This window comes from Endozoicomonas sp. ALC020, from assembly GCF_049275935.1.
In the GTDB taxonomy this organism is placed as follows: domain Bacteria; phylum Pseudomonadota; class Gammaproteobacteria; order Pseudomonadales; family Endozoicomonadaceae; genus Endozoicomonas_A.
Window position 1 is genome coordinate 4,708,365 of sequence record NZ_CP184830.1, and the last position, 20,457, is coordinate 4,728,821.

Annotated in this window: 8 protein-coding genes; 5 read left to right on the forward strand and 3 right to left on the reverse strand. The window is 50.3% G+C overall.

The annotated features are described in order from the left end of the window. Positions 1-24 precede the first annotated feature (24 nt). Positions 25-7,980 (reverse strand): hypothetical protein, encoded by a 7,956-nt coding sequence (locus tag ACOJUO_RS17500; RefSeq protein ID WP_422137650.1) that lies wholly within the window; start codon positions 7,978-7,980, stop codon positions 25-27. Positions 7,981-10,268: 2,288 nt separating this feature from the next. On the opposite strand from ACOJUO_RS17500, the gene ACOJUO_RS17505 reads away from it, so the two are divergent. Continuing rightward, positions 10,269-10,901 carry a LysE family translocator gene (locus ACOJUO_RS17505; RefSeq protein ID WP_422137651.1) on the forward strand — a complete coding sequence of 211 codons (633 nt, stop codon included), beginning with the start codon at positions 10,269-10,271 and terminating at the stop codon, positions 10,899-10,901. 74 nt (positions 10,902-10,975) lie between these two features. Here ACOJUO_RS17505 and ACOJUO_RS17510 read toward each other — a convergent pair whose 3' ends face one another. Next, the gene (locus tag ACOJUO_RS17510) at positions 10,976-12,445 is read right to left on the reverse strand and encodes a NarK family nitrate/nitrite MFS transporter (RefSeq protein WP_422137652.1); all 1,470 of its coding nucleotides are present in this window, start codon (positions 12,443-12,445) and stop codon (positions 10,976-10,978) included. Positions 12,446-12,821: 376 nt separating this feature from the next. On the opposite strand from ACOJUO_RS17510, the gene nirB reads away from it, so the two are divergent. The 4 genes from nirB to ACOJUO_RS17530 are packed head-to-tail and all read left to right on the forward strand — an operon-like array spanning position 12,822 to position 19,753. Continuing rightward, positions 12,822-15,356 (forward strand): nitrite reductase large subunit NirB, encoded by a 2,535-nt coding sequence (gene nirB / locus ACOJUO_RS17515; RefSeq protein ID WP_422133290.1) that lies wholly within the window; start codon positions 12,822-12,824, stop codon positions 15,354-15,356. A 40-nt stretch (positions 15,357-15,396) separates the two neighbouring features. Next, positions 15,397-15,771, forward strand: a complete 375-nt coding sequence (gene nirD / locus ACOJUO_RS17520; RefSeq protein ID WP_422133291.1) for a nitrite reductase small subunit NirD — start codon at positions 15,397-15,399, stop codon at positions 15,769-15,771. Between the two features lies 1 nt (position 15,772). Next, on the forward strand, positions 15,773-17,038 hold the full coding sequence (locus ACOJUO_RS17525; protein ID WP_422133292.1) for an NAD(P)/FAD-dependent oxidoreductase: 1,266 nt from the start codon (positions 15,773-15,775) through the stop codon (positions 17,036-17,038). Between the two features lie 27 nt (positions 17,039-17,065). Continuing rightward, complete coding sequence (locus ACOJUO_RS17530) at positions 17,066-19,753, forward strand: molybdopterin-dependent oxidoreductase (RefSeq protein WP_422137653.1); 2,688 nt, start codon at positions 17,066-17,068, stop codon at positions 19,751-19,753. A 94-nt stretch (positions 19,754-19,847) separates the two neighbouring features. On the opposite strand, the gene ddpX is transcribed toward ACOJUO_RS17530, so the two are convergent. After that, positions 19,848-20,414 (reverse strand): D-alanyl-D-alanine dipeptidase, encoded by a 567-nt coding sequence (ddpX, locus tag ACOJUO_RS17535; RefSeq protein ID WP_422133294.1) that lies wholly within the window; start codon positions 20,412-20,414, stop codon positions 19,848-19,850. Positions 20,415-20,457 lie beyond the last annotated feature (43 nt).

Sequence of the window (20,457 nt, forward strand, 5' to 3'; positions counted from 1 at the left end):
AGCTCTCCGTAACTAACAGGTTGTTCAGCCCCCGTCTATCCTAGTTAAAGGTTGCGGAGTCGTCAGATTTTGTTTCATTCCCTGGCTTGCCGATGACACAAACGATGGGCTCCCGCTACTGTAATTGCCTGACAGGGCGCTGAGGTCCTGAACCAGTCGCTGGTAGTGCTGGTAAAGTTCCGTATTATTCAGGCTTGTTCCTACTGGCCGCTCACTTTCCGATCCAATGTTGTTTTTCTCACCTCCGGCCAGGCTGCACAGGTAATTCACCAGCCGTTGCCCTCTGCGAATGATTTTGTTCAGAAAGGTCACGGCTTCATTCTCTCCCCCGTCACTGTCGTCCACGGCTGACGTACTGTCATTTCTGTTGATCATAGCCATAGGGTTCAGGCTGACTTGTCCACCTTTAAAGTGCAGGCTGGCCAGCACGTCCGGTTTCACCAGTGCCAGTGTCTGGTTAGTGCCGGTATTGATGATCCTGAAGGTTTGGCTCTCCAATGGCAGGGAAGCGCTGCTGCGGGTAAAGTTGCTGCTGCGGGTGAGATTGCTCTGCACCTGCGGGTTACACTGGCTGAACGCCACCTGTCCCGGGGTCAGGTCGGTAAAGAACAGTGCGGTGCTGTTATCACCCGACAAACGTCGTAAATCCGCCTTAGACCCGGACGACAGTAGAACATAATGCTTGCCACGGCTGTCGATTGTGCGGGCTGGCCTGCACGCCCGCAGGTCATAGACGTCATTGCCAACACCGCCGACCAGCGGGCGGGTCCAGTCGAGAATGGCCTGCCAAAGGCTGCTGTTGCCGGGCGTATCCAGCCTCCGGTTGTCACACTGGTCGCCCCGGTTTGCCAGCACTTCTGGCCGTGCTGCGATGTTGCCTGAGGTTCCCAGCAGCAGCAGGTCATGACCGCCCCATCCACGGAGTGACCACTGTCGGGCGTCGGCGCCAAGGTACAGAATATTACTGCGGCTATTGCCCCAGAGTCTCGCTGTCCTGTTACCGACGGCGGACGAGCTGATCACGGAGGGCAGAAACGGCCATGACTGGTAACCGCTGTCGGGTTTCGGCCCGCTCACCTGAACACTGCCCGGCTCCCAGCCCCACTGTCCTGTGCCGGTAATAAACACCTGACGTCTGACGTATGTGGCGTTCAGGGGTTCCAGTGTCAGTTTAATCCCGTCCATCGCCTGGTAGGTGACGATTTTTACCGGTTGGTCCTGCTGGATGTACAGGGGGTTGCTGGCTGTGGCGTTGATGAATCGGAGGCGTTCCTTCCTGACGAGGCTGCTCACCGTGAGTGGCAGGACGACCCCCTGACCTGAGTCCGTCACCCGTGCTGCAAGGTCGGATAATGACAGCTCAAGGTCATTGAACACCAGCGTTGTGGGTTGCAGGAACTGGTCGTGCTGTCTGGCCCAGACCTGCTGAATCTCGATCTCGGCATCGCCGGTGGTAAACCGGTTGGACAGCACCAGGTTCTGACCCCGGCGCCAGGCAAGGAAGAGGAAGGCCGATACATTCAGTTCAATGCGGGTTTGTGCCCTGTCGTGCTTGGTGATGCTTTCTTCAGCCAGGCCGGGATGGATGAGGATTCGGGCAAAAAATGACAAGTCTGTCTCATCCAGTTTAATCACGTCGGACCCACCCTGGCTCTCCACCATGATCCCGAACCGCTGTCGGGTACCGTTCCGGACAAAGGCCACCTGATGCTCTTGCTCTTGGTAGTAAGTGTCCAGCCGCAACGTTTCCAGTTTGATCTTGTCGGCTCCGGGGGTTCCTGACAGCAGCAGACCCTCGGCCATCACGGCGACCCTGCCAAAGGTGCCCAGTGATTGGTAACCCTTTTGGGTGACCCGGTACAGCGTCTGGTTGTTCCGGTTATAAACGACCGTGCTCGTTGACGGAGGGAGCGAGAACTTCCGGACGCTGCCAATCACTTGCTGAACGCCGTGCTCCTTGCCAGGCAAACCGAACAACAGTCTTTGTTTACGGGGACTCCGGCCCCGGTAATCCATCCAGGCTACCTGGGTTGGGGAATAGCCAGGGCGCAGCGTGAGGGCGATCAGTTCGGTGTCAGCCTTCTGGCGTATGCCCGCTGGCAGAGATCCCATGGCCTGGTTAAAATCTTGCCGGGTCCAGTAGACCAGGCTGCCGGTGGTGTTTCTGGGTCCCATCAGGCTGAGGTCCAGCGCCACCAGGGCCAGATGCTCCCGGTTAGCCAGGTATTGGGCCGTCGGTGTCTGGATGCGCCACGCCCGGGCACCGTGTTCCCAGTGGTGGCTACCCCTCAAGTCGATACGCTTAGCCATGTAACGGCAGGGAACGGAGATTTGGTCATCGAACTCACTGGGCATCCCGGTCAGCGAAGCGGCGGCGGCCTCACCACAAAAGGGATGGCCTTTGGCGCCCTGATCAGGCTGTCGGAAAAACTCGAAAGCCTCCTCTTTGCGAGTGTCCGACAGGGCGAGCAGTTGGCCGTCGTCGTTCACCATGACTTCAAACTGGTCACCGGTGTTGGCTGCCAGCAGGGTGTCGCTGTCCGGGTAGTACCAGACGTCCAGTTGCCTGATCGCGCTGAACAGGGGGTGGTCGATGATTGCGGTGATGGGTCTCAGCGGCACCAGCCCCACCTTGGCCGAGAACCCCTCCCGGGCCCCTTTCAGCCGGTCTCGCAGCAGACTCTTGAGCTCACGGATGAAAAAACGGGCACTGGCGGTGGTCCAGGTTGTACCGGGGTGTTCTATGGTCAGTTTGGCGAAGATCAGGTTGACTACCTTGCCCAGGTTCAGGCTGTCCACCATCAGGCCAGACTGGGGGGTGAACTGGTGCACACTCAGGGTATCGTTCGACTTGGCGACGATCTGCCCGGTGGCTTCCACCTGCCAGTTCTTAAAAGGTCCTGACTCCACCGACAGGTTTTCGCTGACCACCCGGGTGTTATCCCAGGCCTTGTCCGGTATCCACAGCCGGTAGCCACCGTTGGTATCGGCCAGGAGGCTGCCGGAGTGCGCCTGCACATGCCTGAAGACGCCGACTCTGGCTATCTTTGCCTTTACTTCTGCCTTTTCCAGCGCTCGCTTCTCGCCTGCAGGGCGGATCAAATGGAAACCGGAGTTCAGCCGCTGGATACCACCGGGGCGATTCACGTCGGTGCTGAAGTAATACAGTTTGCCGGAGTGCCGACTGAACAAAATGTAGTAAACAGTCTGGCCCCGAACCACCACCTTGTGGACCGGCAGGTGCTCTTCACGCAATGCCCTGCGGACACGCTCATTGATCGTCCGTAAACGGCTTCCGTCGTTTCTATTGTTTGGCATGTCGCCATCCAGCAGGCTGCTCAGGAAGGTAATATAGTTTCGGGTGGCGTCGTCATAAAAACCGGTTCTAAGAAGACGGCGGCTGCCGTAGCTATCGACATCCTGCAAGGGAATCAGCCCATGGTCGGATGTCGTTGTGTCAGATGCCACTGCAGGTGGGGTAGGGGGTACACTGAGCTGGCCATCCAGGGTTTCTGCCGCAATCACCTGGTGAGCCAGCTGACCGGACGGGCTGGCCGTCAACAGGTAATAATAGGGGGCATCAAATACCAGCAATTGTGACTCATCTTTGTTCGGCACTATCTTTGAGACATGGTGGCCAAACGAGCGGGCACTCAACTCATCGAAGTGCCTGATTTCCCGGGTCAGTGCCTCTTTATTCTGAAATAACACCTGGCCGTTGGCGGAGTCAAAAAAATAGTAGCCGGTAGCCGGGTTTCCCTGGACCGGTTGCAGCTGGACCGGTTGCAGCTCGGCGCTGGCAGCAATGAGCCGGATTTCCTGATGGTTAAGGGTATCGTACCAAAGCAGGACCCGGCCCAACTGATCCCAGTCTGCTTCGGCCAGTCCCAGCTTGCCAGGGAAGCAGCGGTAGGGTTTCTTGAGATACTCATTAACCTGTCGGTCACAGTCCCGCTGGTGCTGTAACCAGGCTGGGTTCTGCCGATTATTGCTCTTGGGTAGTGGGTCAAGGGCACCGTTCATCGCCCACCGGTTCGGTATTTTGGGTGACCACCCGGATGTGGTTGTGGTCCACCGGTCCGGCGCTCCGGCCATACAGCGTGCACGGATCTGAGGTGAGAAGTCGCAGTCTTTCAGCTCCAGCGGCAGGAACCGGCTGGCCGCAGTGTAACGGCTCATGATTCTGTTCAGTTTCGACGCCCTTGATGGCCCGTCATTCAGTCCTCCATTGTCGTACAAGCGTTGAATCACTTTGTGATCCAGCAGCCGCCACTCAAACTGTGCGTTGGGATCCCGGGCCACGACTTTATACGAGGGAGCCTGTTCATACCAGGAGTGTGGTCTTGGTTCAGGAAATCGGAAAAGGGTCTCACCCAGCTTGAAGTCCCGGTTATCTTCATAGGACAGGCTCACCCAGGACCGACAGTTTTGTACCTGGTCATCCCGCTCAGTAATGCAGGCATAGGGGAGCTTGCCGTCGTAGTTCAACACCCAGGTAGAGGCCGTCTGCCCCTGGGGGTGAAGGTGGATAGTGTGTTCACCGTTGGATATCAGGGCGTAGGTTTTGTTGGCCCCTTCAGGACTATACACGTCATACTTCAGAAGTCGGGAGAATGTCGATGAGACCTCGCGAAAGACGACGACGTGATCCTTGTTATCGAGATACAGTCTGCTGGTTGACCGACGGTATTTCAAACTGTCGGTATGGGTGAACATCTGGCCAAGGTATTTATAGTCGTAGCTGATGTCATCACATGAGCCATGCCCGTCGCACTCGGTATACCGGGTGTCTTTCACTTTTTTCTGGTATAACCGTTTCAGCTTGCTGTCGCTGACAGCATCCAGAAGTTTCGCACCGGGGGAACTGCTGTCTGGCGCACTCCCCAGAGAGGTCTGGTCCAAGGGACTGTAGAGGAGCTTGACCTCCCACGGGGGTACAGAAGGCATTAAAATGACCTTTTTATCGCTCATCTGCCCCAGGTTGCGGAATACCCCGTCTGAGCATTGATACCCGGTTAAACGCGACTCCGTCCGGCACAATGTCGCCAGGGCATCGTCGATCAGGTTAAAGGTGTCAGGGGAGTATTCGATCCGGTTGATGTCGCTGGCGCAGTGCCGTAAAGGAGCCTTGGGTACATAGGGTATCTTCTCACAGTTTTTCTGTTTCCAGTCGTCTTTTTTCCCGGCGATTAAGGTTGGCTTGAATGAATAGACGCCACCGTAGGTCAGGGTCTGTCTCACCAGGTTGATAGACCGGATGTTCAGGGGCAGGAGACTTTTGCCATCCCCGCTCATCAAGGCATTGAGGGTCTGCTTGTTGGCCAGGAAGCTTTTGGGGTCCAGCTGGGCGTGGATCAGGTCAAAGAATTTGGCAGCCTCACCCGAAGCATCCTGCAACTTTTTGTAGGCCAGCTTTTTTAACTTCCTTTTATAGTTCTCCTGAAAAATACCCCTGACGTAGTGCATGATCCCGTCAATAAATGCCCCGACTGGCCCGAGGAACTCTGAAATGACGGAGACATAGGTATCCACCCACTCAAAGGTCACCATGGATTCCATGAGTTTCTTGACTTCCGGGTCCTCTTCGTTCTCGTACTCAATGAGGGTCAGGGTGAGACTGGCTCCCGGCACGGCGAGACCCAGTATGGGCACAAAACGACCGACTTTTTTACCCAGCCTGCCGACTTTTTTCAGACCGCCGGGCAACTTGCCCGACCCGGAAATATCGGGTAGCTTTGGTGGTTTCTGACCGGGGGGCAATGACGACCGGATGGCCGGGATGATTGTCTTGATCCCCTGTCGCCCGAGATTGATGATCTCAATCCCTTGCAATGCCACAGCCGTATAAAAAAGCGTCTGGCGCCCGGTATAAATCTGCTGCTGGGTGTCCGTCATATTCTGAGACGGGGGATTTTTGTAATGGTGTCCCACAGGGGAAAGCCCTGCTATCAGGTCGTAAAGGCCTATAAAAGACCTGAGCTTTTCCAGTCCGTTGGTGGAAGATTTTTTTCCTTTGACCCGGAATCCCTGACGACCCGTCCCCTGGAGAAAGCCCCGGAAGCGATCAAAGGCACCGGAGGTAAACCGGATGTTCTTACGGATCAGGGTATCGGGTTCCATAAAGTCCATGCGCCAGCCACGGCCATCCCGACGAAGGGTATCCAGTTGGGGAGCCATGCTGTCGGCGAGTGAGTGCCGGGCTTTAATGTCCCCCAGGGCGGTATCAAACTCCAGCAGCCGCTGCCTGAATTCGGCTCGTTCAGAGGCCACACCTGAGAGGCTGTCTTCAGTCCGGGGCGGCACCGGAACCGAAAGGTGGCTGGGCGGCAAATAGCGGAGCGGGGGATTTGAATCCGATGGCCGGGGCGACCTCAGCACAGTCTTTTCGCCGGGAAGCAACCGGTACTCCGGTTGTCCGGTGCCCGGGGAGCGCAGCACAAGGCTTTCAATCGCCGGGCGGTCCTTCGGCATCAGATGCTGGATATCTTTCACCAGTCGTTTGAAAACCTGGGGGCTGCCACTTCTGGGTTCGACAATCAGCTTGCCGACCAGGGGTTTGCCATGGGTGGGCGAGCGGGTCATAAAGGTTTTCAGGGCGTTCAGGGCTGTGATTCCGCGGGACTGGTTGCTGCTGGCAAGATCGCTGACGGTCAGGGTGGCGATGTAGCGGTCCGGGGTAAAGTCGACCAGTGTCGTCAAAGCATGGGCAATCAGTCTGGCTGGCCGACCGAGAACGGTGACGCGGTTGCCGTCTCCCCCGGCGATGGCCGACTGAACCCGGCCATCGGGTGTGAGCAGCACATAACCGGCAGCGGGGGTAGCTTTCAGCAACAGGGGCTGACCACTCAGGGTGCCGTCTTTTATCTGCTGTTGAGCGCGGGTAAACGAGTCTTCGTTCAGGGCAATAACCGAGTGCATGCCCCGGGCGTGAGCCAATGCGTCCTTGCCTTCCAGGCGACGAAACCGGGTGAAAAAATTTTGCAGCCAGCGCTCAAATTCGTTGGCGGGTTTGATCAGGGCGATATCCGTTTTGTCTCTGCCGGCTTTAAGATGGAGCTGGGTTTTGAAGCCGGAAAGTAACCGGAGGGCATACGCCAGATTTTTGCGTTGAGCATTGCAGCTGTCGGCACCGGCTGATCTTCGAGGCCTGTCACAAGGCATCTGTAGCCGGCCTGTGAGAAGCTTGATGTTGGCGAAATCATTTTTGTATTCCTTGTTAAGTTCGGCGGCACCCAGTATCGATTTAGGATCGAGAGTGTAGATATCGAATGCCTTGACCTGTATCCGACGTTTGAGGGTTTCGAAGGCTCTGGTCTTTTCTTCGTTGCTATGGAAATTGGCCATTGCCTGCTCAAGCTGATCTATCTGATCAGGCGCGCTGAAACGCAGTGCGTAGCGCTCAAGCCACTGAGTGTATGTGTGAGAACTTAGTGCAAGGCTAAGTGTGTCTGCCAAACGAATAGTTTCTCCTGCAACCAAAGTGGCGAAAGTGGCTTTTTCAGTTTGTGGGTGTTCCTTTAATCCATGAAAGATCGCGGTTTTGAACTCAAAGTGAAATGTGTAATTTTCAGCATTTTTTCTTCGATCCCCAGGCTCATCTTCGCCTATGGCTTTAGACAACTCATCTTCGAGTCCGGCAAAGGTAGGCCTGTCTTCGATTACGACTTTGACCAAATCATCGTTGAGTTTGGCATCAGCAAACTCTCCTTTGAGTAGAGCTTCGGTAAATTCTTTTGTGAGTTTGTCATCGTTCGGATCCTCTTTGCTTGTCTTATCGATAAACTCATTTTCGAGGTCAAAGGAGGCCAACCCGAACTTGGCTCGGTATGTCACGGCGCCGCTACGGTCAAGGGTAAAAACAATGCGGTTGAGATCTGGATAGGGGGCATTTTTCGAGGTTGACGGCCCGTGAGGATCACCTGCTGACAAGAATCCTCGAATCGCAACAGCTGAGTTTGCATAGATACCTTGTTTGGCCAAGTTCCTTAAAACTTCAGGTACAATATAATTTTTCTGGCTGGTATTTAGTACACCCTCAGAATCTTCAATGCCTTGTGCAGAGTTATCAAAAAAGAATTTTATGGTTTGTACTCTGGTATTTTTTGGGATCAACGTTCCCAAAACCGCTGATAGCTTTAACATTAAGCGCTTGTAATAGAAAGTATCATATAGATTCAAGTCGCTATTATAGAAATGAAGGCTTCCAGTCATGATGACTTTAGTGTCTTCGCCAATATTTTTGAGCGTTACTCCTGACACTTTTTGAAGTGTTATTGTTTCTATTTGATTTGAATCAACAGCATTGTATAAGACGCTGTTTTTTTCAGTGCGGTACTTATTATAAAGTTTAAAGCAATGTATTAAAGAATCGCTTATGCCTTCTATGTTTTTATCTGAATAATGAACGATTATTAATCTTTCATATGATTTCTGACCACTTGTTGGTGACGAGTTAAAACCAAGGTTTCTAAAACTTCTGTTATAAAAGAGATTATTCGCTATGAAGTAGTTAATTGGAATGATTTTGATATCTTTTGGTTTTTCAAGATTTATTAATCTTTCAAAAGCATCATAACCTAATTTTGCAGTAATGATGCAGTTAAATTTGTCGATATCATGCCGAAGATCAGTTGATATGGTTGCAATTTTATCGATGTCATTATCAGAGATAATAACTTTTCTTTCCATATAGAATTTATGAATAGCCTTCCTTATCTTTAATGTGATTTCTTTTTTTCTTAGTGATGATTTTTTTAAATTTTCTACAGTCTCATGAAGTAAACAGATTTCATCAAGTAGTAGTTTGATTGTTGGGTGTCCTTGGCGAGAGGCCACCATCAGGGGCTGGATTGAATCATCAAGAGCTATAGTGGGAGTATCATATTCAAAATTTACTTTCTTACTGAAGAATAATTTATTACGGCTATACACCTTTAAGTCATATTTCGGCAGACTATGGAATAAATCACTAATACTGCTTTCTGCTACGATACCTTGAATTCGAGTGATTTCTTCTCTCGACAGGGTTGTACCGTATCTCTCAAAATAAGGGCTGGGATCTGAAATAGTTCCATCTGAAAACATTTTTTTAAAAAGAGCATGTAGCTTGGCACTTTCGAGCTGCTTTTCCTTCTCAGAAGTCACTGCCGTCCCCGATATAGGATCAAGGGAACTGCTTCTTTTTAGAAAGGGGTGACTGTCCATTTCCGGTAGTAGTCCTTTATCAATATATACCCCTCCTAGTACGAATTTTTGACTCAGCCCGATAAATCTTTCGATGATTAAACTGTTAGTAAAGCCTAAACTGTATCTGATAAAATTTTTATATCCTTGATCTAGGTTTTTCAGCTTTTTATGAACAGTAGCGTTGCTGATTAAATTTTTAATTTTATCTAAAGAATTATTGATTTTATTCCATTGGATGACAAATTCCTTCTTTACACTGTCTGGAAGATCAGATTCCATTATATTTAATTCTTCTATTTCACTGCTTTCTCCCATAAAGTTATCAATTTTTTGCCAGATGCTTTCTTTCAGCCGAGCAATATCACCGGGGTCATCTTTTTCGATAGCGTTATTGCTTATCTCGGAAAACAGCAGCGAATATAGAATTTTTTGGTATATCAAACGTTCGGGGGCCCAGACATTGATTTTATAATCCGGGTTAACCTCGGCCCATATTTTTAGAAAAGCAAACTCCAAACCTTCAATAGGGCTGACAATACTAACATGAATTAATTTGGGTACTTCGTGATTTGGCATGACAACACCTGAAGGATTGACCCACACGATCTCCAGAGGGGGGGCGATACTTGCCCTTTCACTGACGTGATCAAAAGGCTCAGAATGGGAAAAAAGCGCAAGATGCAGTTTAGTACGGAACTCCGTCAGGTTCCTCATGAAATCTGCAAACAATTCTCCGGTATAGCTCAATAGCTTGATTCATATCCTCTGTTCAATGATTCGATCTATCAAGAACTGATGAAAGGGGTAGGGGGGGGGAGGGACAGCGTTTGAATTTCCTGATATTCTATTTGCGTTCAATGTCGTTTATTGCACAACTACTCAAACCAAAGCGGCGGGAGCGTCCAGAGATCGACGCTATGGCCTCCTGCTCTGTCAGGAGGATTCAGAATCAAAGCGGTTTTTTGCAGGCATGTGTGCGGGCCATGTATCTTAAGGAAGTGTTTTGTAGGAGAGGTAAAAATAGCAACTGGTAGTGCTATAGGGAGTGCTATAGGGTACAGTCGCTGCTTTTGGAGTGAATAATGAGTATTGAAGTTTGGTTTCTGTATGTTGTTTCAATCTTTGTAGTCATACTCATTCCTGGTCCTCTATCTCTGTACATGGTGTCCAATTCTATTAACTATGGGGTTATCAGATCCTATCCGGCATTTTTGGGTGGTACGCTGGCTTCATCACTTTACCTGGTTATTTCGGCCACTGGTCTTGGGGCCATTCTTACGGCTTCGGAAAACATGTTTCTGATACTGAAACTGATGGGAGCTCTTTATCTGGTTTATCTGGGGGTTAATACCATCAGGAAGTCGATGGCTGACACTACCAGTAAACGTCTCAATGATTGTTCTTTGCAGTTTCCCGGCTTCAGTAATCTGTTTAAAAAAGCTTTTCTATTGGGAGCCAGTAATCCAAAAGATATTATTTTCTTTATGGCTTTCTTGCCTCAGTTTATTAATAGAGATCAGGATCTTGTGCAACAAATATTGATCATTGTAATGACTTGGGTTGTAGTGGATTTGGTTTGCAAGCTTCTCTATGGGCTACTGTCAAAATCTGTGAAACCTATGCTGAGTACAAAAAAAAGTATGTTGTTATTTGAGCGTTCTACAGGGGGGCTCTATGTTCTGGCGGGTATCGCTGCCGTGTTGGTTGTGAAATAGAGGATCAGGCTGAAGAGTATCCGGTGACTGTGTTTTGTTTCAGTGGCCCATTGTGGACCACTGAAACAGAATGATCAGGTCACATCAATCATGGTGACACTGCCGTCAGGCATCACTTCGGCCATCTGACCCTTGGGTTCTTCCATCAGGAAGAGGGTAAAGAAACCCAACACTGCAGTGCCTGCGATAACCATGAAGAAGGTGGAGTAGTCCACCAGAGACAATACTGTCAGGTAGAAGACAGCGCCCACGTTACCATAGGCTCCTGTCATACCGGCAATTTGACCTGTGAGTCGACGCTTGATCAGGGGTACAGCCGCAAATACCGCACCTTCACCGGCCTGCACAAAGAAGGAGCAGGCCATGGCAGCAACAACAGCAAGAACCAGTGGCCAGCTGGAATCAATGATACTCATCATGTAGTAACCACCGGCCAGGCCTGCAGTGAGAAACAGCAGAGTGATCTTGCGGCCAAACTTGTCACTGAGTAATCCTCCGCCCGGACGGGACATCAGGTTCATGAAGGCATAAGCGGAAGCGACCAGACCCGCCATGACCGGATCCAGTTCAAAGGTATCTGCAAAAAACAGAGGTAGCATGGACACCACGGCCAGTTCAGAACCGAAGGTAGCGAAGTAAAGAACGTTCAGAACGGCCACCTGCTTGAACTGATACTGGTGAATAGCTGGCACAGGCTCGGAGAAAATGTGCTTGTTGACCTGCCAGACTTTCCAGACATCAAACAGGTAGATAGCAGTCAGACCGACATAAATAGCCGTTGAAATCCCGGCACTCAGCATGGCAACACCCTTAGGTGAAAGCTTCCAGGTCAGCAGAGCCAATGCCGCATACATGGGAATCTTCATGATCAGCAGCAAGGCAAAGTCGCCTTTGCTGGTGACTTCCATGGCGCCAATGTTCTTGGGGCGGAAGTAGGTAGCACCTTTAGGGGTATCTGTGACGTTTATGTAGAAGACGACACTGAACAGCAAGGAGATTAATCCGGTCAGGCCAATGGCGTAACGCCAGCCATCTTCTCCACCAAAGAGCAGTGCAATGGTGGGCAGAGACATGGCAGCAGCAGCAGAGCCAAAGTTGCCCCAGCCACCGTAAATACCTTCTGCGGTACCCAATTGGCGAGCGGGGAACCACTCAGATACCAGACGAATGCCGACCACAAAGCCTGCACCAATAGTACCCAGCATAAAGCGGGCTATGGCGGCCTGGGTAAAGTCATCTGCCATGGCATACATAAAACAAGGAATACTGCAGATGGCCAGGAGTCCGGAATAGACTTTTCTGGGACCATAAACATCAGTGAGCATACCGATGATGACTCGAGCCGGAATAGTGAGGGCTACGTTCAGAATCAGCAGGGTTTTCAGTTCTTCACGAGTCAGGCCCAGAGACTCGGAAATAGCCAGGGCCAGAGGCGCATGGTTAAACCAGACCACAAAGCTAATAAAGAAGGCAATCCAGCTAAGGTGCAGAATCTTGGTCTTCCCGCTAAAAGAAAACAGGTTAAATGAATCGGGGTTGCTCATACATCCTCCTTGTTTAAGAAATTCCCCAAGCAAAAGCAAACATCAGGCCAATATGATAAATGCACCGATTTGACTTGCATTTTTATGCGTATTTAATGAATTTTCTCTTCTATGCAAGAAAGTTCTTTATTTGAGTGCGGGAAGTTTCTGAGTATTTTTATTCTGCTCACCAAAATGGTGCTCTTTAGCTGTTTGATTATTTCTGCGTGCATTATTTTTGTGCGAGTAGCTAAAGTCTCAGGAAAGAATTTCCTGTTTTTATCGTGTTTTGAAAGTGGGCACGGCAGTTGCATAGGCACAAGAATTAGAAAAGAGGCTGGCTCTAAAGGATGCAGTTGTTCCGGCCCAATGCTAGATACTAAAGAGGATGTCTGGGATGATCGGAAAAGAAACCCTGGTGGTTGTCGGTAACGGCATGGTAGGTCACCGCTTTCTGGAGAAACTGGTAGATGCTGGCGGCCTGAAACGCTTCGATGTGGTGGTATTTGGAGAAGAGATCCGTCCTGCCTATGACCGGGTTCATCTCAGTGAATTTTTCACAGGTCGCTCAGCGGATGACCTGTCTATGGTTTCTGAAGGCTTTTATGAGCAGGAAGGCATTAATCTTGTTCTTAATGAAGCCATTACATCAATAAATCGTGAGTCCTGTGAAGTAGTGACAGCCAGTGGCATGACTCAAAAGTACGATCAGCTGGTACTGGCTACAGGCTCCTATCCATTTGTTCCTCCCGTACCCGGGCATGACCGTGAAAACTGTTTTGTCTATCGTACCATCGAAGATCTGGAAGCGATTAAAGAAGCTGCCCGTAACAGTAAGATCGGTGCCGTTGTGGGTGGCGGTCTGTTGGGGCTTGAAGCAGCAAAAGCTCTGAAAGATCTTGGGCTGGAAACCCACGTGGTCGAATTTGCTCCCCGTCTGATGGCTGTTCAGGTGGATGATAGCGGTGGTGCCATGCTCAGACGCAAGATCGAGGGTCTGGGGGTCACGATTCATACCTCCAAAAATACCCGACAGATTGTTGATGGTGAAGGCGCTGTTCACCAGATGCAGTTCGCTGACGGCGAACAACTGAATACCGATATCGTACTGTTTTCAGCCGGTATTCGCCCAAGAGATGAGCTGGCGAAAGCTTCCGGACTGGAGTTGGGTGAGCGAGGCGGTATCGTTATAGATAACGACTGCCGTACATCTGATGAACGTATATTTGCCATTGGTGAGTGTGCACTCTGGAGTGGCCGTATCTTTGGTCTGGTGGCACCGGGCTACCAGATGGGGCAGGTGGTTGTAGATCAGTTGACGGGTAAGAACGGTAATCAGTTTACTGGTGCCGATATGAGCACCAAGCTGAAACTGATGGGTGTTGATGTTGCCAGTATTGGTGATGCCCATGGCAATACCGAAGGTTCCCTGAGCTACCAGCTGATTGATGAAGAGAAAGAAGTTTATAAAAAACTGGTGGTTTCCAGAAATAAGAAAAAGGTTCTGGGAGCTGTATTGATAGGCGATGCTGAAGAGTACGGCAGCCTGTTGCAGATGATGCTGAATGACATGCGTCCCCCGGAAAATCCTGCTGAACTCATTCTGCCTCAGACCGATGGTTCTGCAGCGACAGGTTTGGGCGTGGCTGCTCTGCCAGAAACGGCTCAAATCTGTTCCTGCTATGACGTCAGTAAAGGTGATCTGGTCAACGCGGTAGCCGGTGGCTGCATGGATATGGGGTCACTGAAAGCCGAAACCAGTGCCGGAACCGGCTGTGGTGGCTGTACGGCTCTGGTCAAACAGGTTCTGGATCATGAGCTGACGGAGTTGGGTGTTGAGGTCAAAAAAGATATCTGTGAGCACTTTCCACACTCCAGGCAGGAACTCTATCACCTGGTTCGTGTCGGTGAATTAAAGTCTTTCGACGAAGTTCTGGCAAAGCATGGCAAGGGGCGTGGCTGCGATATCTGTAAGCCTACCATTGGCTCTGTTCTGGCTTCCTGCTGGAACGAATATGTGTTGAAAGATCAGCATGCTCAGCTGCAGGATACCAACGATTATTTTCTTGGAAACATGCAAAAAGACGGCACTTATTCCATTGTGCCAAGGGTTCCGGGCGGTGAAATTACGCCCGATAAACTGATCACCATTGGTGAAGTAGGACGGGACTTTAACCTCTACACAAAAATCACCGGTGGCCAGCGTATCGATCTCTTTGGTGCCCGTGTGGAACAGTTGCCAGAGATCTGGAAACGTCTTGTCGATGCCGGTTTTGAAACCGGTCATGCCTACGGTAAATCACTGCGCACCGTGAAATCCTGCGTCGGCAGTACCTGGTGTCGTTATGGGGTGCTGGACAGTGTCAGTATGGCGATTGCAGTTGAAAATCGTTACAGGGGCGTACGTTCTCCTCACAAAATCAAAATGGCTGTGTCCGGATGTACCCGTGAATGTGCTGAAGCCCAGAGTAAAGATGTGGGTGTTATTGCCACGGAAAAAGGCTGGAACCTTTACCTCTGCGGTAATGGTGGCATGAAGCCTCGTCATGCCGACCTGTTTGCCACCGAGCTGGATGATGAAACGCTGGTCAAATACATCGATCGTTTCCTGATGTTCTACATTCGCACTGCAGATCGTCTGCAGCGTACTTCTGTCTGGATGGAAAATCTGGAGGGTGGTCTCGATTACCTGCGCGAAGTGATTATTGAGGACAGCCTGGGTATCTGTCAGGAGCTTGAAGATGAGATGACCTACCTGGTGGGTACCTATCAATGTGAATGGAAAACCACCCTCTCAGATCCTGAGAAACTCAAACGTTTCAATCACTTTATTAACAGTGATGAAAGCGACACTAATGTGGTGTTTGTGAACGAGCGAGATCAGATTCGTCCGGCTACCCGTGACGAAAAAATTGCCCTTAAACAGCTGTAAACGAAGTGCCTATAGCGCTGAAAAACAGGAGACTTTAATCATGACTCAAGTGCTCACAGCCAGTACAGCCAATAAAGGTTGGACAACCGTTTGCAGTGAAAGTGATCTTATTCCTAACCTGGGTGTTTGTGCTCTGGTGGATGGTGTGCAGGTTGCGTTGTTTAAAGTAGACGACCAAGTATATGCATTGGATAATTATGATCCATTCAGTCAGGCCAATGTTATCTCTCGTGGTCTGGTAGGTGATCTGGAAGGGCGTCTGGTAGTGGCATCGCCCATTTACAAGCAGCACTTTGATTTGACTACGGGTCAGTGTCTGGAAGATGAGAGCGTGGCGCTGAATGCTTATCCCGTAGAAGTGGTGGACCAGAGGGTTCAGGTCTCACTGGTATCGGTTTCCATTGAGGCAGCCTGATATGACAGCGGTATTCAAGGCGGCTGACGTTAGTCGTCAGCCGCCATTGCAGCGGAAGCTGCTGGTGGTGGGAAATGGCATGGGCTCAGTCCGTTTTCTGGAAAAGCTGGTTGAGCAGAGCGGTCATCAATATCAGGTCACCGTCCTATCTGAAGAACCCTGCCCGGGCTATAACCGAATCCAGTTATCCAAACTGTTGGCAGGCAGCGTCGATCTCCAGGGGATTCAGCTGCAGCCTGAGTCCTGGTATCAGGATCAGGATATCAATCTGTTATCGGGCTGTGACTATCGGGTTAGTGATCTCAATCTTGAGTTGAAGCGAGTCGAGACAGAGGGTGGTCAATGTTTTGATTACGATCATCTGGTCCTGGCGACGGGATCTCTACCCAATCGTATTCCCGTACCCGGGGCCGATCTGGAAGGCGTTATGGCTTTCAGGAATCTCGATGATGTTGAGCAGATGCTGACCGCTTCATCCGGTCCTGAGGCAAAGGCTGTGGTGATTGGTGGCGGACTTCTGGGGCTTGAATGTGCCAGTGGTCTTGCCAGACGGGGCATGAAAGTCACCGTGGTGGATACCATGTCCATTCCCATGGCCCGACAACTGGATGAAAAGGCCGGTAAGCTTTTGCAAGGAGCACTGGAAGAAAAGGGCATTGAGTTTCGTTGCAGTGCCATGCTCGATTCCTACACGGGCAAAAATGGTAAAGTGACTGGCGTGCAGCTGAAAGATGGCGAGTGGTTGCAGGCTTCGCTGGTGGTCGTCACTGCAGGGGTTCGGCCCAATATAGAACTGATCAGGGAAACCGGGCTGGAGTGTGACAGAGGTATTCTGGTGAATGACAGAATGCAAACTTCTGACCCTTCAGTAACGGCAATTGGTGAGTGTGTTCAGTTGAATAGTGACCTGTTTGGGCTTGTGGCGCCGGTTTATGGGCACGCTCAAGTGGCTGTGCATCGCCTGTTGGGTACCTCGGGAGAGCGGTTTGAGCCGGTTCCGATTCCTACCAGTCTGAAAGTTGACGGTATTGATCTGTTTTCCAGTGGACAGTTTGTTGCGCAAGAGAGTGATGAAGAGATCATCATTGATGCTGCAGGGGTTGGCATCTACCGAAAACTGGTGATCCGTGATAATAAGTTGATGGGTGCTTTGCTCTTTGGAGATGCTTCCGATGGTCTCTGGTATCAGGAATTGATGGAAACAGGACGGGATATTTCAGATATTCGCGACCGACTTGTTTTCGGCAAACGTTATCTGAATTCCTAGGAAACTATTAATAAAGGAAGTATGTCTATGTCTGGCAGCATCGATATCTGCAATAACCAGCAACAAGTCATCCATACGACGTGTGCCTATTGCGGTGTTGGCTGTGGTATCAAGGCGACGGTCACCAATAAAGATTTGCATCTTGTAGATATAGAAGGCCGCAAAGATCACCCCGCTAATTTCGGGCGCCTTTGTTCAAAAGGCAGCGCTCTTGGGGAAACGGTTTCTCTGGAAAATAGACTGCTAACGCCTTTTATAGGTGAACAGAGAGTCAGCTGGGATTCTGCTCTGGATGAAGTCGCTGAGCGACTGAAAGCCACAATAGAAGAGTACGGCCCTGAAGCGGTGGCTTTATACGGCTCTGGTCAATTACTGACAGAAGATTACTATGTGGCCAACAAACTAATGAAGGGTTTTATTGGTTCCAGCAATATGGACACCAACTCACGCCTCTGCATGGCTTCTACGGTAGCAGGTCAGAAGAGATCACTGGGTTCCGATACGGTTCCCGGCAGCTACGAAGATCTTGAATTGGCCGATATGATTGTTCTGGTCGGAGCCAATACGGCCTGGTGTCACCCGGTATTATTCCAGAGAATAAGAGCTGCAAAAGAGCAGCGTCCGGACATGAAGGTGGTTGTTATTGACCCCCGTGCCACTGACACCTGTGATATTGCAGACCTGCATCTTCCGCTGAAATCAGGCACGGACACCGCTCTCTTTAATAAGTTATTCAGTTATCTCGATAAGCACGATAAGCTGGATCAGTCGTACATTGATCAGCACACCCAAGGTTTTAATGAGGCTCTGAAAGCCGCCAGAAAAATAGGAAGCTTTTCAGAGGTCGCTGAACTTTGCGGGATTGAAAAACCTGCACTCAAGCAATTTTGTGAGTGGTTTGCCGGGACCGATAAAGTTGTCACGGCCTGGTCTCAGGGTGTGAACCAGTCGGTTGCTGGCACCGATAAAGTCAATGCCATTATCAACTGTCACCTGATTACGGGTCGTATTGGTAAGCCGGGATCTGGACCCTTGTCGCTTACAGGTCAGCCTAACGCAATGGGAGGGCGAGAGGTTGGAGGTCTGGCCAATCAGCTGGCTGCCCACATGGATTTTTCAAACACAGACGATGTAGATCGGGTCAGACGGTTTTGGAAGGCGCCGAATATTGCCACTGTGCCGGGTAAAACAGCTGTCGATTTGTTTAATGCCATGGATAAGGGCGACATTAAGTTTGTCTGGATTATGGGCACCAATCCTGTAGTCAGTATGCCTGATGCCAATAAGGTTATCAGTGCGCTGAAAAAGTGTCCGACGGTTGTCGTGTCTGATTGTATTGGGAAAACAGACACCTCTGAGTTTGCCCATATTCGTCTGCCAGCGGCCGGCTGGAGTGAAAAGGATGGTACGGTCACAAACTCGGAGCGAAGAATTTCCAGACAAAGGGCCCTTTTTGATCTTTCCGGAGACTCTAAACCTGACTGGTGGATTATTTCAAAAGTGGCAGAGAAAATGGGTTTTGGTGACGCCTTTGATTATCAGAGGGCTGCTGATATTTTCCGCGAGCATGCGGCTCTTTCAGCTTTTGAAAATAATTCTGAGGGTCGTAGAAGAGATTTTAATATTGGTGCTCTGGCAGCTATCTCAGATGCAGAATACGAAGCGCTTGAGCCATTTCAGTGGCCACTGGTTTCAGGGCAGACGTCTCATCCACATACAAGATTGTTTGCTGAGGGTGGTTTCTTCACTGAAACAGGTCGTGCAACTATTGTTTCGACGAAGTTTGAGGTCTCCTACCATCAGCCCAATGCTGATTACCCGCTGTTGCTGAATACCGGCAGGGTTCGTGATCATTGGCACACTATGACACGCACCGCACTCTCTCCCAGGTTGAGTCAGCATATTGATGAGCCTTTCCTGGAAGTTCATCCTGCAGATGCTCAAAAATATGGGCTGGTTGATCAGGCATTGTGCCGATTGTCCACAGCCTTTGATTCCATTTTGATCAGAGTGGTTGTGACATCTACAGTAGGTAAGGGTAATGTTTTTATGCCCATGCACTGGACACGTCAGAACAGCAAGACCGGGCATTGTGGTGTGCTGGTGAAACCTGCGGTAGACCCCTGGTCAAAACAACCGGGCTGTAAACACACTCCTGCAAGGATTGAGGCTGTATCTCTGAAACAACAGGCTGTGTTACTGAGTCGCAAAAAACAGGATTTTGAGCCATTTGATTATGCGACAGAGGTGAAATTCCAGCAGGGATTCCGATATGAGCTGGCAGATCAGGGCATTGATTCTTCCATGCTGGAATCTATCGGCCCTGAGAGGGAAAGAATTGATTACACCGATCCGAAGACAGGCAGCGCCCGTAGCGCCTGGTTTGCTCTCGGCCAGCTACAGGCTCTTCTTATTATCGGTGAGTCATTGTCAGACTGTGATCGTGCATGGCTACAGGCTGCCTTTGAAAAAGAGGATATTCCTTTTTCGGAGCGCTGGCGTTTACTGGCAGGTATGCCACCTCAGGGAGAAGATACCGGCAAAGTAGTGTGTGCCTGTTTTGGTGTGGGGGAGAAAACCATTTGTCGTGTGATTGAAGAGGAAGGCTTCAGTGATCCTGCTCAGGTGGGCCTGTCTCTGAAAGCCGGAACAAACTGTGGCTCCTGTATTCCTGAGATTCGCAAATTGATCACCAGTGCGGCAGCACTGGCATAGACACACACTTCATTCATTCTGAGTTTTCGTCGAAGAGCGACCCGCACTTCGACAAGCTCAGCGTGAACAGTGTGAAGTAGAACCCTTAGCTGAACTAAATAATACCTGAGCCGATTTCACTTTCTTCTAATATCGGATACAGGTCGGCATCAGGCAATTGATAATGCCACCATTCGTTTTGTAAAGAGTCGAATCCAGCGACATTCATGGCACCTGCCAGTATTAACCGGTTTTTCTGTGCGAGCTCGGAAATCTGGTCATTGCCATGGTGAGCCAGAGGACGAAAGTCGTCAAACTCGGTACCCATTTCCAGTGTCCGCCCAAACCGATCAACCAGCGTGAGATCGATAGCTATTCCTCTGCAGTGGGTTCGCAAACCGGTTTTCGGGTGAGATACATATTCAGGGTCTGGTACACAGTTAAAGAGTTCTTGCTGGGCTTCCAGGGGGCGAAAGGCATCCCATATTTTTAATTTGAGCCCCATGGGTTGAAGAACTTCAATGACGTTTTGCAATTTGTTGGCGGCTTCTTCGTGCATCAGGCAGAGAGGTTTTTTATAAACCTGCTTACCGGTGAAGTTGTTCTCGGTGGCGTAGACTATCTCGAGAACAAGGTCGTGACTTTGCGGCGTGACTTCAACCAATGGATGCGAGTTCTTCATATGTTGATCTAACCTTCAGGCATTTTTAATTCAGGGTAAAGGT

Coding starts and splice junctions, on each gene's coding strand:
- ACOJUO_RS17525 (WP_422133292.1), top strand. CDS start 15,773: ATGACAGCGGTATTCAAGGCGGCTGACGTTAGTCGTCAGCCGCCATTG.
- nirB (WP_422133290.1), top strand. CDS start 12,822: ATGATCGGAAAAGAAACCCTGGTGGTTGTCGGTAACGGCATGGTAGGT.
- ddpX (WP_422133294.1), bottom strand. CDS start 20,414: ATGAAGAACTCGCATCCATTGGTTGAAGTCACGCCGCAAAGTCACGAC.
- ACOJUO_RS17510 (WP_422137652.1), bottom strand. CDS start 12,445: ATGAGCAACCCCGATTCATTTAACCTGTTTTCTTTTAGCGGGAAGACC.
- ACOJUO_RS17530 (WP_422137653.1), top strand. CDS start 17,066: ATGTCTGGCAGCATCGATATCTGCAATAACCAGCAACAAGTCATCCAT.
- nirD (WP_422133291.1), top strand. CDS start 15,397: ATGACTCAAGTGCTCACAGCCAGTACAGCCAATAAAGGTTGGACAACC.
- ACOJUO_RS17505 (WP_422137651.1), top strand. CDS start 10,269: ATGAGTATTGAAGTTTGGTTTCTGTATGTTGTTTCAATCTTTGTAGTC.